Here is a 13,822-nt window from a genome sequence, read left to right on the forward strand (position 1 = left end):
CGGCTCTGGCCCAGCAGCATCACCAGCATTACGGAAGTATAACCCGCCAGAATGGCCACAATCAGAGCACTTTGCAAGAAATCGTAGCCGGTTTGGGCAAAGGCCGTAGCGGCGGGTTTGGCGTCATTGGCAAACTCGGTATATGGTACCAGGCCCGTCATGACATGGGCAAACAGCACGTACAGAATGGTACAGACCACTAGCGAGCCCAGAATCCCGATGGGCATGTCGCGCTGGGGATTTTTAGCTTCCTGGGCGGCCGTAGATACGGCGTCGAAACCAATGAAGGCGAAGAAAACCACCGCGGCTCCGGTAGCAATGCCCGACCAGCCAAAGTGTTCGTACGAACCGGTATTTTCAGGAATATAGGGCGTATAGTTGGCCGGGTCAATGTGGCTCCAGCCTAGGGTGATGAAGATCACCACGACGGCTAGTTTAAGAATGACCAGGAGGTTATTCATGAAAGCGGACCCTTGGGTACCCCGGATCAGCAGCAGCGAGAGCAACCCTACCACCAAAATGGCGGGCAAATTAATAAGTCCGCCTTCGATGACCGTGCCGTCGCTGAGTTTTACTTTTTCCAAAGGCGAGCAAGCCAGCTCTACGGGAAGATGAATACCAAAGGAATTGAGAAACTCAAGCAGGTACCTCGACCAGCTCACGGCCACCGTAGCCGCTCCCAGGGCGTATTCCAGCACCAGATCCCAACCGATGATCCAGGCCACGAACTCCCCCATGGTAGCGTAGGAATAGGTATAGGCGCTGCCGGCAATGGGGATCATGGAAGCAAACTCCGCGTAGCAAAGGCCGGCGAAGGCACAGCCCACGGCGGCCAGTACGAATGAAATGGTGACAGCGGGCCCGGCGTGCTCGGCGGCGGCAATGCCCGTCAGCGAGAATAGTCCGGCCCCAATGATAGCTCCAATTCCCAGCGCGACCAGGCTAGTGGCATTTAGTGAACGCTTCAGTTGATTCCCTTCGTCGGACGACTCCCGCATGAGCTTGTCCAGGGGCTTCTTGATCCAGAGTTGATTTGACATATATAGAAAGGATGAGGGGAAGCACTCGGTTTACATGAATTCAGACGTAGGTTACCAACGCGGGCGCTTTCTCCCGCGTTGGTAACCTACGGATCAAACCTGGGCCTTTTTACCTTTTCGGATAGCTATGGATTCCACCGTGAGTGACTCCTTCTTTTTCTCGCGCTGGAGGGCATCCACCACCAGCGGCGCCGCAATAAATAGCGAAGAGTAGGTACCTACGATCACGCCAATGAGCATCGAGAACGTAAAGCCACGAAGTACCTCCCCGCCAAAGATAAAGAGTACGATCAGTACCATGATGGTGGTGGTACCCGTTACGGCCGTACGGCTGAGGGTACTGTTCAGGGCGTTGTTAATGATCGTCGGAATGCTTTCGGTACGGGCTTTACCTTCGTTCAAGTAGTCCCGAATCCGGTCAAAAATGACGACGGTGTCGTTCATCGAATACCCCATGATGGTCAGAATGGAACCAATGAAAGCCTGATCTACGTCCAGCGAGAAAGGCAGCCAGCCGTTGAAGAGCGAGTAGATAGCCAGCAGGATAAAGACGTCGTTGACCAGCGCGGCTACGGCTCCGTAGCTAAACGCCAGGCGGCGGAACCGCAGGAAAATATAGCCAAAGTTGACGGCTAAGGCCAGCAAGACCGCCCAAATGGCCGAGATCATGGTGTCGTAAGCGATGGTAGGCCCTACCTTATCGGTCCGGACGATGGTACCCTGGTTGCCTTGAATCTTCGAAACGGCCTCCATGATTTTGGCTTCGGCCTGGCGGTCGGCGTCCGGCGAAGTCTCGTCGATCAGGTAGGCGGTCGTGATTTTTACCTGGTCAAACCCACCGTAGGTTTTTACTTCCGGGGTAGTTCCCAGCGCTTCCGTAGCCGCCACGCGGACTTCATCCGTATTGACCGTCTTTTCAAAACGAACCACGTACGATCTTCCTCCTTTGAAATCAATACCCAAGCCAAAGCCTTTGAAGATAAAGGAACCGATCCCGATGACGATAATGACCGACGAAACCAGGTAGAACTTCCGACGCTGGGTCACAAAGTCGAAGTTGGTATCCTTGAACCAGTTTTTGGTTAACTTGGTATAAAAAGTATACGTCTTTCCTCGTTTGATCTGGGCTTCCAGGATCAGGCGCGTAATGAATATGGCCGTAAACAGCGAGGTAAGTAGCCCGATGATGAGCGTCGTGGCAAAGCCCAGGACCAGTCCGGTACCGAATATAAAGAGAATGATCCCCGTCAATAAAGTCGTCACGTTGGAGTCAATAATGGCCGAAAGCGCATTCTTGAATCCGTCCCCGACGGCTTGGCTAAACGGTTTTCCGGCCTCCATCTCGGCCTTAATGCCTTCGTAGATCAGTACGTTGGCATCGACCGACATCCCGATGGTCAGTACGATACCCGCAATACCCGACAAGGTCAGTACCGCTCCGAGCGAAGCCATGATCCCCATCAGGAAAAACAAGTTGACAAACAGAGCGATGTCAGCAACCCAACCCGCTCGGCTGTAGTAGGTAACCATAAAGGCTACCACAAGGAGCAGGCCGATCATGGAAGACAGCAAGCCCGCCGTGACGGCTTCCGAGCCCAGCGTAGAACCTACCACCGCTTCCTCCACGATATTGGTCGGGGCGGGTAGTTTTCCGGCTTTAAGCACGTTGGCCATATCGCGGGTTTCGTCCACGGTGAAGCTGCCCGAAATGCTCGAGTTTCCGTTCGGAATTTCTCCGTTGACCGTCGGGGCGGTATAAACCAGGTTATCCAGGATAATCGCCACCGGACGTCCTACGTTGTTGGCCGTTAGCGTACGCCATTTGCGGGCTCCTTCGCCGTTCATGCGCATCGTTACTTCCGGGCGTCCGCGATCGTCGAAGTCGTTGGTGGCATCCACAATCACATCCCCTTCCAGCGGAGCCTGTCCGTTGGGTTTTTTGATAAAGTACAAGGGCAATATCTGCTGGCCGTTGGTGGCATCCATTCCTTTCCGATCCCACATAAAGACCAGGTCGCCGGGGAACATCGAGCGTACTTCCAGGCGGCGAAGTATTTCACCCGCCCGGGCGGTATCTTTCAGGTAAACGCCCAGTCCCTGGGGAAGAGGTACGAAGAGGTTGGTCAGGGCCGCCGTCTGGGCCGCCAAGGCCGAGGTATCCGACTGTACCGTGTCACTTTTCTGGGCCAACTGAGCTTCCAGGCTGCTGGTGGCGCTAGGGGCCGTCGTGTCCGTTGTTGCTTTAGGGGCTGCCGGAGAGCTTAGTTTGGTAGCGGCTTCCTCGCGTGAGAGATACACCCCCAGCTGGTCGATGGCGGGGGCCACTTCGTTGATGGTATAAACTTCACAGAATTCCAGCTTAGCGGCTCCCGATAGCAGTCGGCGCACGCGCTCAGGGTTATCTACGCCGGGTAGTTCTACCAGGATCCGGTTAGTGCCCGGCAAACGTTGCAGGTTCGGGTTCGTCACGCCAAACTTATCTACCCGCGCCTGGATGATTTTGAAAGCACGGTCGATGGATCCTTCCACTTCGTCTTTGAGCAGACGAATGACTTCGGCGTCAGACGAGTTACTGTTTATTTTTCCGCGGTTGGCGCTGTTGGAAAATACACTGGCCAGGCGCGTGTTGGGAGCTACTTCTTTATAAGCATCCACAAACAGGTTGACAAAGCTACTTTGGCTGCTTTTCTGGGCCTCCTCGGCTTTTTTGAGCGCTTGCTGAAATTGGGTACTTCGGGCATTGCCACCCGCCAAACCTCTTACGATATCCGTAGCCGATACTTCCAGTACTACGTGCATACCGCCCTGTAGGTCAAGGCCTAGCCCCAGCTCGCGTTCCATTACTTCCTGCAGCGTGTGGCCCAGGTACACCTCTTCGCGCCAGAGCGAGTCGATGTAGCGTTGTTTTTTAGAAAAATCCACCTTGCCACTGGCATCGGTGGCGTAGGCATCGGCATTTTGTTTGTAGTTACGCGCCACAAACGTAAAAGACAGGTAGTAGATGCTAATCAAAGCAAGTACCACCGTAAAGGCTATTATTCCGGTTTTATTCCGCATTTTTTAGTAATTTCTGAATACAAAAACGGGCTGAGCCTCGGTGAAGGGACCGGGTCGTTGCGCCTAGATAGGAAAGAAAAGGGGGAGAGGGGAGGACGCTAGGGGGCGTTGATCACAATGTGATGCCCAAACACGTTTCGGAAATAGGCGAAGAAATGAAAAAATTCAGAAAAGCAAGCCGGTACCTGGCTCAATAACCGGGTGCCACGCTGGCTGTGGGCCAGCTGGAAGCAGTGTTGCGGGCCAAAGTCAAAGGAAGCAGCGGGCGTGACGACAGCGTCCAGCAATGGAGCGTCTACCGAATCCAGCTCCGGAGCCTGGAGGTGAGAAACGGGTGGTTGGGAAACCGTAAAGCCCTCCATGAACGCCCTGGAAGGCGGGTATTCGGTCGCCAACGAACAAGCACTTCCCCCCACGGCAACCAGCAGCAGGGCTGCCTGTAACCAGCGAAGGGGATGGGAAAGTGATCGTTTGAGCAGGAGGGTCATGGTAAATACGTCTCTTTCAATCAGCAAAGATGCGCTAAAATTTCAGATAAACAAGGTGTTGCCCTGATTCGGATCGGGACATGTAGGGACCCGGCCGGGAAAGCTACCCCAAGTCCCATACCCCACCACCCGGCCTCATTGGCCGGGTCCGGACCAGGAAAAAGCTTCGTTAAAGGGGTGGATAGCCATAGAAAAAGAACGGTATCGGCTGGGGGAGAAGCCACTTAGGTGTTATCCTTCCCCGTAATCCGGATCAGGGGCAGGAGGTTACGGTTCCCGTTATTTGAGGCTATAAGGGGTCCCAGGTCTTGGATTACCGTTGACCAGCCTGGGTACGGAAACCCGAAAAAGCAGCGGACCCTCCTTCCTGAAAATCCGCCGTCCTATGGGCGAAGCAGGTGGAACACACCCGGTATTTTGTGCTGGGCGAAGCCGAGGGCAATGGTACCAGGACCTTCTCGGAAGTACAACCAGGGAGGATAAAAAAAAGGATAGACGCGTTCCCGCTCGTAGGCGTTGCTTATTCGCCTACCGAACACCATTCTTATGATCGTTCAACGGGAAACCCCAACCTTTCGGCTAACTCGTTGATACTCTTGCCCTGCTGCGAAAGAAGCAATCCCTGACGCCGCTTGCACCCTTAGGAGAGCACGGCCGGAGAGCTATTAACGCGGGCTCTTCTGGCGCAGGGAAGCTGATAGACCCCCTTGGCAGTAACGGGTATATGCCCTATTTTTGTCCTTTTACTTACTAACTATAGGTAGTAGGAGACTATTAGGTAGTAGGAGAAAATCCAACAGCTTAAATCCTTCGGGGCTCAGGGTATTCACGGGGATCCGTTCCGCGAATGAAGGCAGGTATCCGCCGAAGATTCTGCACGTGTAATCCTTCTAGGGCTCGCCATCCGGCGCCGTGATTTTTGCCTTTCTCTTCCGAGGCCTGGTCAGGTCATTTTGCGACAGGCTACCTTGATTTTCGCTGGTTTGCCCCAGAGGCTTGGATAAGCCGGTAAGCATAGGTATATTTGGTCTAGTTTGGGTTTTTTAAAATGCCTATCTTTTGGATTTAAAGCGTTTCCCCATGCCCCGCCCGTTACGCTCCTTTTTTTGGGGTGGGAAAGAAGATTTTCGGTCCCCTCAAAGCCCACGCATGGACGGTAAAATTAAGCATCTGCCCGGCCCGGGCCAATTACTTCTTTTCTGTGTTCTGGGCCTGACTGTGGTCTTGCTGCCCAGCCCGGGCCGGACTCAGCCAAAGGATCCGGAGATCGTGGCTGACCTCAAGACGCTTTCCCTGGAAGAGCTAATGGATATTGAAGTAACCCTGGTTTCCCGAACGCCCCAGAAGCTGTCCGAGGCGGCCTCGGCGGTTCAGGTTATTGCCGGGGAGGACATTAGGCGATCAGGAGCAACCAGTCTTCCGGAGGCCCTGCGGTTGGTAGCCAACGTGCAGGTAGCCCAGCTCAATGCGACGTCTTGGATTATCAGCGCTCGGGGGTTTAATACCATCTTTGCCAACAAGCTCCTGGTCATGATTGACGGACGCAGTGTGTATACACCCTTTTTTGGCGGGGTTTTGTGGGAATTGCAGCACGTATTGCTGGAGGATGTGGACCGCATTGAAGTGGTGAGTGGACCGGGAGGAACCCTATGGGGGGCCAACGCGGTGAATGGGGTAATTAACGTGGTGACCCGGTCTTCGGCCGATACCCAGGGAACCTATGCCAGTGGCTCGTGGGGGACATTTGTGAAAAATACCCAGGCGTTGCGCTACGGGGGAAAGATTGGGGAAAAGGTCACGTACCGGGTATACGGACAGCGCGCCGATCGTGCCCCTACCCGTTGGCCCGATGGCACTACCAACCACGACGCCTGGCGGGTAATCCAGGGCGGTTTCCGCACCGACTGGAGTCCCTCGGCTACCCATGCCTATACTTTGCAGGGAGATTGGTACGGGGGAAGGATTAGATCCGCCGACGGCCGCTCGGCGTTTAACGGGCAAAATATCCTGGGACGCTGGAAACATACCCGACCCGGGATATCCGACCTGACCCTGCAGTTTTACGTTGACCGGTATTTCCGGGACGATGTGCCTTCCCGGGGTTCCGACGAGCTTAGGACCTATGATCTTGATTTTCAACACCGTTTTTCTCCCCATGATCGCCATCAACTTCTCTGGGGCGTTGGGTATCGCTTGGCCCGGGATCAGGCTATTTTTCGAACTAATTTGGTAGGCATTCTACCCCCCATCAAATACCTGCCCCTGTACACGGGTTTTATTCAGGATGAAATAAAAGCCGGGGAGCGACTCCGATTAACACTGGGGAGCAAATGGCTCCATAACGTCTATACCGGCTTTGAGCTTCAGCCCAGTGCTCGTTTAGCGCGGATGGGAGAGCACCATATGGTCTGGGGGGCGGCTTCCCGGGTGGTTCGAACGCCGAGCCGCATGGATGTAGATTATTTTCTGCCGGCCTATCCGGTTCCCGCCGACCAGCCCAGCGTAGCCGGCGGCCCGGAATTTGTTTCCGAAAAGCTGATGGCCTACGAATTGGGGTATCGTGTGCAACCCAACGCCTTTTCGTCCGTTTCCCTGGCCGGTTTTTACAACGTATACCGGGACATGTACAGCGTGGAGGCCCTGCCCGGCACCAAGACGTACCAGATCCAGAATGGCTCCGAAGGGACGGCCTGGGGAGTCGAATGGGCAGGCACCTACCAATTGCATCCTTCCTGGCGTATCCGAAGCGGATATACGTACTTTTCCAAAGCGCTGCGCAGCAAGCCGGGCCGTACGTTTGACCCTGCCTACCTGGGGAATGATGTCAAACATCAGGTGTTGCTCCAATCCATTCTGAACGTGACCAAGCATGCGCATGTGGATCTGGTAGGACGCTATCTCGACCCATTGCCGGCCACGTTGGCCACCGGAACTGTCCCCGCCTACGTTACCTTTGATGCTCGGGTAGCCTACCAATTCGGCCCCATCGAGCTTACGGGCGTGGGGCAGAACCTGTGGAGGAAGCAACACGTCGAATTTGGATCAATTGGGATTCCCCGTAGTGTGTACGTGAAAATAACCGGTCGGTTTTGAAAGCACCCTTATTGCCTACGTGCTGGGAGTCTGGCACCGATCTACGGATGGGAGGTATGTGGGTGGCCTGTCTGTTGCTCCTTGCTGCGGTTGGGTTGCACGCCCAACCGGCTCCCTCCCTGGAAGACCGGGTCAAAGCGGTCTTTCTGTTTAACTTTACGCAATTTGTGGCCTGGCCGGAACAGGCGTTCCCGGCCGCCGAGGCACCGCTTGTCATCGGGGTATTGGGAGAGAACCCCTTTGGTACGTACCTGAGGGAAGTCGTCACCGGCGAAACGATGGGAAGCCATCCTATCGTGGTGGAGCACTACCGGGAGGGCAAGGACCTTAAACCGTGTCATATTTTGTTCGTCTCGGCCGGAAATACCCACCGGCTACCGGAAATTCTCCAAGAATGCCAGGAGAAGGGGATCCTGACGGTGGGGGATGCTCCTGCGTTCCTGGCGATGGGGGGAATGATCCGCTTGTACCGGCAGGCGGGTAAAATCCGCCTACAGATTAACCCAGAGCGGACTAGGGCGGCCGGACTCACGCTTAGTGCCAAATTACTCCGTTTAGCGGACCTTTCCGTACCTTGATCCGTTGTATGAAACGAAGCGATAGTTCCATTCAAAAGAAACTGATGCGGGTCATGCTGTTGACCAGCGGGGCAGTGCTGTTTCTGACCTGTACCTCTTACTTTGTGTACGAAATTGTCACGTTTCGTCAGGTAACCGAGGCCCAACTGGTGATCGTTGGCAAAATGATTGCTACCAATAGCACCGCGGCCCTGGCTTTCGACGATTCAGGCGAAGGCGAGGAGATCCTGCATGCCCTGCAGGCCGACCCCCAAATCGTGGCCGCCGGGTTATACGATGGACGGGGAAAGCTATTTTCGAGGTATCCCGATTCCCTTTCCTACCTGAATTTTCCGGCGGCCCCCCGAGGGGATGGCTATGCTTTTTCCAGGTCCCATCTGGAAGGGTTTCAGCCGGTGGTGCAGGGCGACAAGCGGCTGGGCACCCTGTACCTAAAAATGGAACTGAGCGCGGTCTACCAGCGGCTGCAGCTCTACGGCCTGATTGCCTTTGGGGTCATCGGGTTCTCCTTCCTGCTGGCGTATACCTTATCCCGGGAACTCCAGAAAGTCATTTCCGAACCCATTCTCTCCCTGGCTCAGACGGCCCGGGTCGTATCCCAGCGGTTTGACTACTCAGTCCGGGCGAAAAAAATCGGGAACGATGAGCTAGGCTTGCTAACCGATGCCTTTAATACGATGCTCGGGCAGATCGAAGCCCAAAATCAGGAAATCAGGACGTTCAATCAGAGCTTGGAGCAAAAGGTGAGGGAGCGAACCCATGAGCTGGAGTTAGCCAACCAGGAGCTGAAAAGGAAAAATGAGTTTGTCCGCACCATCATCCATTCCTCCGTTCAAATAATTGCGGTGCTGGATCAACAGATGCGGTATACCGCCATAAATAAAAGCTTTGAGCAGTTGTATCGGGTGGATCGCCAACAGGTAGTGGGTCGATCCCTTACGGAGGTTTTCCCGCAAACCAAGGATACCCAGGTGGAACGGGATATACGAGAAGCCTTGCGGGGCAACCCGGTCCACCATGCCGTTGCTCGGTCGGCGGTGATTCCGGGTTACTTTGAAACCCATTTCATTCCGTTAAAAGAGAAGGAGGACGTGTACGGCGTGCTGCTGGTTTCCCACGACATTACCCGGATTATTGAGGTGAATGACCAACTAAAAAAAGCGAATCAAGAACTGATACGTTCCAACCAGGACCTGGGACAATTCGCCTACGTGGCTTCCCATGACCTCCAGGAACCGCTGCGTAAAATTCAGGTATTTGCCGAGCTGTTGCGACACAAACGGCACGATGAAACGGAAACGCAGCGGTACCTGGAGAAAGTGCACGCGGCGTCCGGACGGATGACCACGCTGATTCAGGATGTGCTTAGCTATTCGCGCCTGGCCCGAACCGAGGAAAGCCTGGTGGAGACGAACCTGAATGCAATCCTCGACCAGGTAAAATCCGATTTTGACCTGCTGATTCAGCAGAAGGGGGCCACGATTATATGTTCGAATCTTCCGGTTGTTAAAGGGATCCCCGCCCAGCTGGGGCAGCTTTTCGCCAATCTCATTAGTAATGCCCTTAAATTTAACCGGCAAAATCCCCTGATTCGGATTACGGTCCGCGAACTGCCGGAAAGCTCGCGGGCGCTGTACGAGTCCTTATCCCAAGCGCAGGCGTACTGGGAAATCCAGGTGATTGATAATGGCATTGGCTTTGAATCCCAGTACAGTCAACAGATATTTACGATTTTTCAGCGGCTGAACAACCAACAGACGTATTCCGGTACGGGTATTGGCCTAGCCCTGTGCCGGAAAATCGTGGAGAACCACCAGGGGGTCATTGTGGCCAGCAGTGAACCGGGGAAAGGGGCTACCTTTACCGTGGTACTTCCTCAATGCATCGCAGGGATAGCCGCGCCTTCCTCGGAATGATCCCGAGCTGGGCTTAGCCTATCTTTTGACCTTTGGGCGCTACGGGTTTTACCTACGGTAGTATTTAATCCTGTAAAGGGATACTCCCGTCGGTAAACCCAGCTAAAAAAGGATTTGATTTAGGGGTCAAGCGTTTGAATGCACGTGGGGAAGCGCCCGCGGCCAGCCGGAACCAAGCACGCAACATCCCTTCGGTACCACCTAGTCTGAGCAATTGGCCTACGCCCCATTCATCCCTACTGACAAACGGACCAATCCTTCGTCCAATTCGGCCCTTATCCAGGCTACGGCTGAGCGGATACTGGGTAAGCCAGCGGAGCATTTGTTACTTTTTTCAGGACATGCATCAGGGGGATCGGCTCATGAGTCGCTGTCGGATTAAACCGGGCCCAAATGGGAAGGTGATTGCCGATCATCGGAGCCTGGGCTTTTACCGGCATCCTGGCTAGAGTTGATGCGACTACCGAGCGCTGGGTGGGCTTTTCCCGCATCCAGACCTACATTCACCGCCCAGAGCTGGTCAAAGGCGCGCCCCGGGATACCCGGGCCAGCGAAGGGCTTACCTTCGCTTCATGCGCACATACGGCGGGAACCGGAGTGGCGGCAACCGGCTTACAATCCGGGGTTTCTTGCGATAATCCATGAGAATTTTAAAGATACGGACACTTTTCCTCGGTCTGGCAGGTACATTTTAAGCGTCTATGGGTTTCGTCTTACGTGACAAAAACGCTGCGCGACGGTACCTTTATCTAGCAAGAGTACCAACTGGACTTTGTGCCGGTATTCTACGACCGGGTGGATTTTTAATTACGCTTTCTAGCTTAACAGGGAGGAATTGTTGTATATTAGAGAGACTTTTGTTCTCTTTTTTCAAAGAACAGGCACATGAATAATCATTCGGAGAGAAGCTCACCGCGTAAGTAAAGCCAGGATCGCTCCGGTGATTGGGGCTAGAAAATGATAAGGACCTAAGCAAAGAGTAAGATATGTACTTAACCATTGAAAATATACTTTTAGTAGGGTCTATTCTTCTATTGATCAGCATCATAGCGGGTAAAACTTCCTACAAATTTGGCGTCCCGACGTTACTTTTATTTTTGGCCATCGGGATGTTGGCTGGTTCCGACGGCCTGGGCGGCATCCACTTCGACAACCCCCAGATGGCCCAGTTCATTGGCATTGTCTCACTGAATTTTATTCTGTTTTCGGGTGGCCTGGATACCGACTGGAACGTCGTGAAGCCCGTTTACGCCCAAGGACTGGTTCTTTCTACGCTGGGCGTGTTTTTGACCGCCCTCACCCTGGGGACTTTTGTTTGGTACATTACGGATTTCACGCTGTACGAGAGTCTGCTGTTAGGAGCCATCGTGTCGTCTACGGACGCCGCGGCCGTTTTTTCCATCCTGCGTTCTAAAAGCCTGGCCCTTAAAGCCAACCTACGCCCAACCCTGGAGCTGGAAAGCGGCAGTAACGACCCCATGGCCTACGTGCTCACTATCGCCTTTTTGGGGTTGGTCGTCAACCCGGAGCAGTCGGTATATTCGCTTATCCCGTTGTTTTTTCGGCAAATGCTCCTGGGTGGGTTGGGCGGTTTTCTGTTTGGCAAGCTGAGCAAGTACATCATCAATCGCATCAAGCTCGACTTCGAGGGGCTGTATCCGGTGCTGGTCATTGCGCTCATGTTCATTACCTTTTCGGCTACCGACTTTGTGGGCGGCAACGGCTTCCTGGCCGTTTATATCTGTGCGGTGTACCTGGGCAATCAGGATTTGATCCACAAAAAAACCATCCTGCGCATGTACGACGGGCTGGCGTGGCTCATGCAGATCGTGCTCTTTCTGACCCTGGGGCTGCTGGTGTATCCCACGCGCATTGTACCCTTGATAGGCCTGGGGCTGCTGATTGCCATGTTCCTGATTGTGGTCGCCCGGCCCGTGAGTGTTTTCGTGAGTTTATTATTCTTTAAAATGAAAGCCCGGCGTCGCTGGTACATTTCATGGGTGGGGTTGCGGGGCGCGGTGCCCATTGTGTTTGCTACCTACCCACTGCTGGCGGGCATCGACAAGGCCGACATGATTTTCAACCTGGTCTTTTTCATCTCCCTGACCTCCATTGTCATTCAGGGTACTACCCTGGGTACCGTGGCCCAGTGGCTGCACGTGGCCTTGCCCGAAAAAGCCAAACCCCTAAGCTCTACGGAGGCCTTCCTAACCGATCACCCCCGAACCTTCCTGAAAGAAATAGAAATAGTGCCGGGTACCTTTCCAGTGGGTAAAAAAATTGTGGAGTTGGGATTTCCCAAAACGGCCATCATCGCCATGATCAAACGCGGCGAAAAGTACATCACTCCGAGTGGGGCCACGGAACTTGAGGCCCGTGACATCCTCATTGTACTTTCGGATACGCAAGCCGGGATCAGCAAAGTCTACGGCAGCCTCCAGATCCGGGATTTGATTCAATGAATAGACTAGAAACCCAAACGCTAACCCTATGACGGACCCTTTGCTTCAAATGCACCTTCCGGCGGTGATGCTGGTGGCCATCGGCCTGACGCTGTGCTGGAAACAGGTCAGAAAAATGACGGGACTCCGCAAACTACCCGATGTAGACCGGTTGACGCGTTACCACCGCCTTCGTAGGGTACGGGCTATCTACTGGATTTGCTTTTTTGTTTTCGCGCTCATGACGGGCATTTACTCTATGCTGCCGCGCTTCTACTTCCTTTTTCTTCCCCTGGATCTTTTTCACCACCCGCTGATCAACTCGGTCGGGCTGCTGGTGTTGAAGGTTTCGATCGTCTGGATTGTCATTGCCCAAATCCACATCGACAAAGAACTTTATAAGTATTCCCGCGCCATCGACAGCCTCCCAGCCATGGAACTGGTACGCTATTCGGAAAAAATCCTGCTGTCGGGGATGTTGGTGCTATTTATTGGTTTTTTTGTGACCATCACCAACGTAATCGGTCTGATTCTGGTGGCAATTAGCTGGATAGCTTATGGGAAAGCATTTTATGGGAAGAAAAGGGTTGAATGAATAACCTGGCGCGTCTGGATAATAAAGTCGGTAGGGTAGGTGGTTAGGTGCCCGAGAAGGCACGACAAATCCTTTCGTAATACGCTGTTTGGTTGCAGCATTAGCCGATCAAGTTACCCACCGATGGCAAGTCCCCTGTACCAACGCCATCCTTTTATGAAAAATACGCAGGCAGAGCAGTATAGATCATCGCAATCGGTGCGTACAGTTCTTTATCACCAGACAGCATCCGAGCGAGGGCTTGCTCTCGGTAGCTTTCCTCGTTGAAATCACCACCTGCCTGAGTAGGTTGCTTTTCTTCCTTTCCCATTTTGTTCTTTTGGTTGTCTATTTCACTAAATCCTACTTCGACACACTTTTTTGACCACGCCCTCAAAATCACTGAATGATAAAGTCCGTTTCGGATTTCCCCGGGCAACGCGCAAAAAGCGATTGAAAAGCGGTCTGAGCACCAGTTGGATACCCCTTCCAGGCCCGGCGGTTGGACTGTTCGTCACTCCCTGCGCTCAACAGCCACACGAATGCCTTTTGCCGGTTTAAGCGTCCGTGTACGGCTATTGTTGTTACTTTATTTTTTGCTCGTACTTATCTTGAGTTAAAGGTAATTGGCTACT

At 53.7% G+C, this 13,822-nt stretch carries 9 protein-coding genes; 5 read left to right on the forward strand and 4 right to left on the reverse strand.

The genetic code is table 11. From position 1 onward, the window contains the following. The 3 genes from HNQ92_RS05045 to HNQ92_RS05055 form a co-directional block, all read right to left on the reverse strand. Positions 1 to 1,040: amino acid permease (locus HNQ92_RS05045; protein ID WP_184171850.1), on the reverse strand; the 1,040-nt coding region annotated here is incomplete at its 3' end. Between the two features lie 93 nt (positions 1,041 to 1,133). Further along, on the reverse strand, positions 1,134 to 4,097 hold the full coding sequence (secDF, locus tag HNQ92_RS05050; protein WP_184171852.1) for a protein translocase subunit SecDF: 2,964 nt from the start codon (positions 4,095 to 4,097) through the stop codon (positions 1,134 to 1,136). 98 nt (positions 4,098 to 4,195) lie between these two features. Next, on the reverse strand, positions 4,196 to 4,612 hold the full coding sequence (locus tag HNQ92_RS05055) for a hypothetical protein (RefSeq protein ID WP_184171854.1): 417 nt from the start codon (positions 4,610 to 4,612) through the stop codon (positions 4,196 to 4,198). A gap of 1,122 nt (positions 4,613 to 5,734) precedes the next feature. Here HNQ92_RS05055 and HNQ92_RS05060 point away from each other — a divergent pair. The 5 genes from HNQ92_RS05060 (at position 5,735) to HNQ92_RS05080 (ending at position 13,208) form a co-directional block, all read left to right on the forward strand. Further along, the gene (locus tag HNQ92_RS05060) at positions 5,735 to 7,678 is read left to right on the forward strand and encodes a TOL_0244 family TonB-dependent receptor (RefSeq protein ID WP_184171856.1); all 1,944 of its coding nucleotides are present in this window, start codon (positions 5,735 to 5,737) and stop codon (positions 7,676 to 7,678) included. Beyond that, the gene (locus tag HNQ92_RS05065; protein ID WP_184171858.1) at positions 7,675 to 8,256 is read left to right on the forward strand and encodes a TOL_0243 family YfiR-like periplasmic protein; all 582 of its coding nucleotides are present in this window, start codon (positions 7,675 to 7,677) and stop codon (positions 8,254 to 8,256) included. Before HNQ92_RS05060 ends, HNQ92_RS05065 begins: the two co-directional genes overlap by 4 nt. 8 nt (positions 8,257 to 8,264) lie before the next feature. Next, positions 8,265 to 10,172, forward strand: a complete 1,908-nt coding sequence (locus HNQ92_RS05070; RefSeq protein ID WP_184171860.1) for a sensor histidine kinase, YfiR-like protein-associated — start codon at positions 8,265 to 8,267, stop codon at positions 10,170 to 10,172. Between the two features lie 986 nt (positions 10,173 to 11,158). Then, the gene (locus HNQ92_RS05075) at positions 11,159 to 12,634 is read left to right on the forward strand and encodes a potassium/proton antiporter (RefSeq protein WP_184171862.1); all 1,476 of its coding nucleotides are present in this window, start codon (positions 11,159 to 11,161) and stop codon (positions 12,632 to 12,634) included. Positions 12,635 to 12,662: 28 nt separating this feature from the next. After that, positions 12,663 to 13,208, forward strand: coding sequence for a hypothetical protein (locus tag HNQ92_RS05080; protein ID WP_221307390.1), 546 nt, complete (start codon positions 12,663 to 12,665; stop codon positions 13,206 to 13,208). Positions 13,209 to 13,362: 154 nt separating this feature from the next. Here the strand turns inward: HNQ92_RS05080 and HNQ92_RS05085 are convergent, their stop codons facing one another. Beyond that, the gene (locus HNQ92_RS05085) at positions 13,363 to 13,518 is read right to left on the reverse strand and encodes a hypothetical protein (protein ID WP_184171864.1); all 156 of its coding nucleotides are present in this window, start codon (positions 13,516 to 13,518) and stop codon (positions 13,363 to 13,365) included. Positions 13,519 to 13,822 lie beyond the last annotated feature (304 nt).

The organism is Rhabdobacter roseus, from assembly GCF_014202275.1.
Lineage (GTDB): Bacteria > Bacteroidota > Bacteroidia > Cytophagales > Spirosomataceae > Rhabdobacter > Rhabdobacter roseus.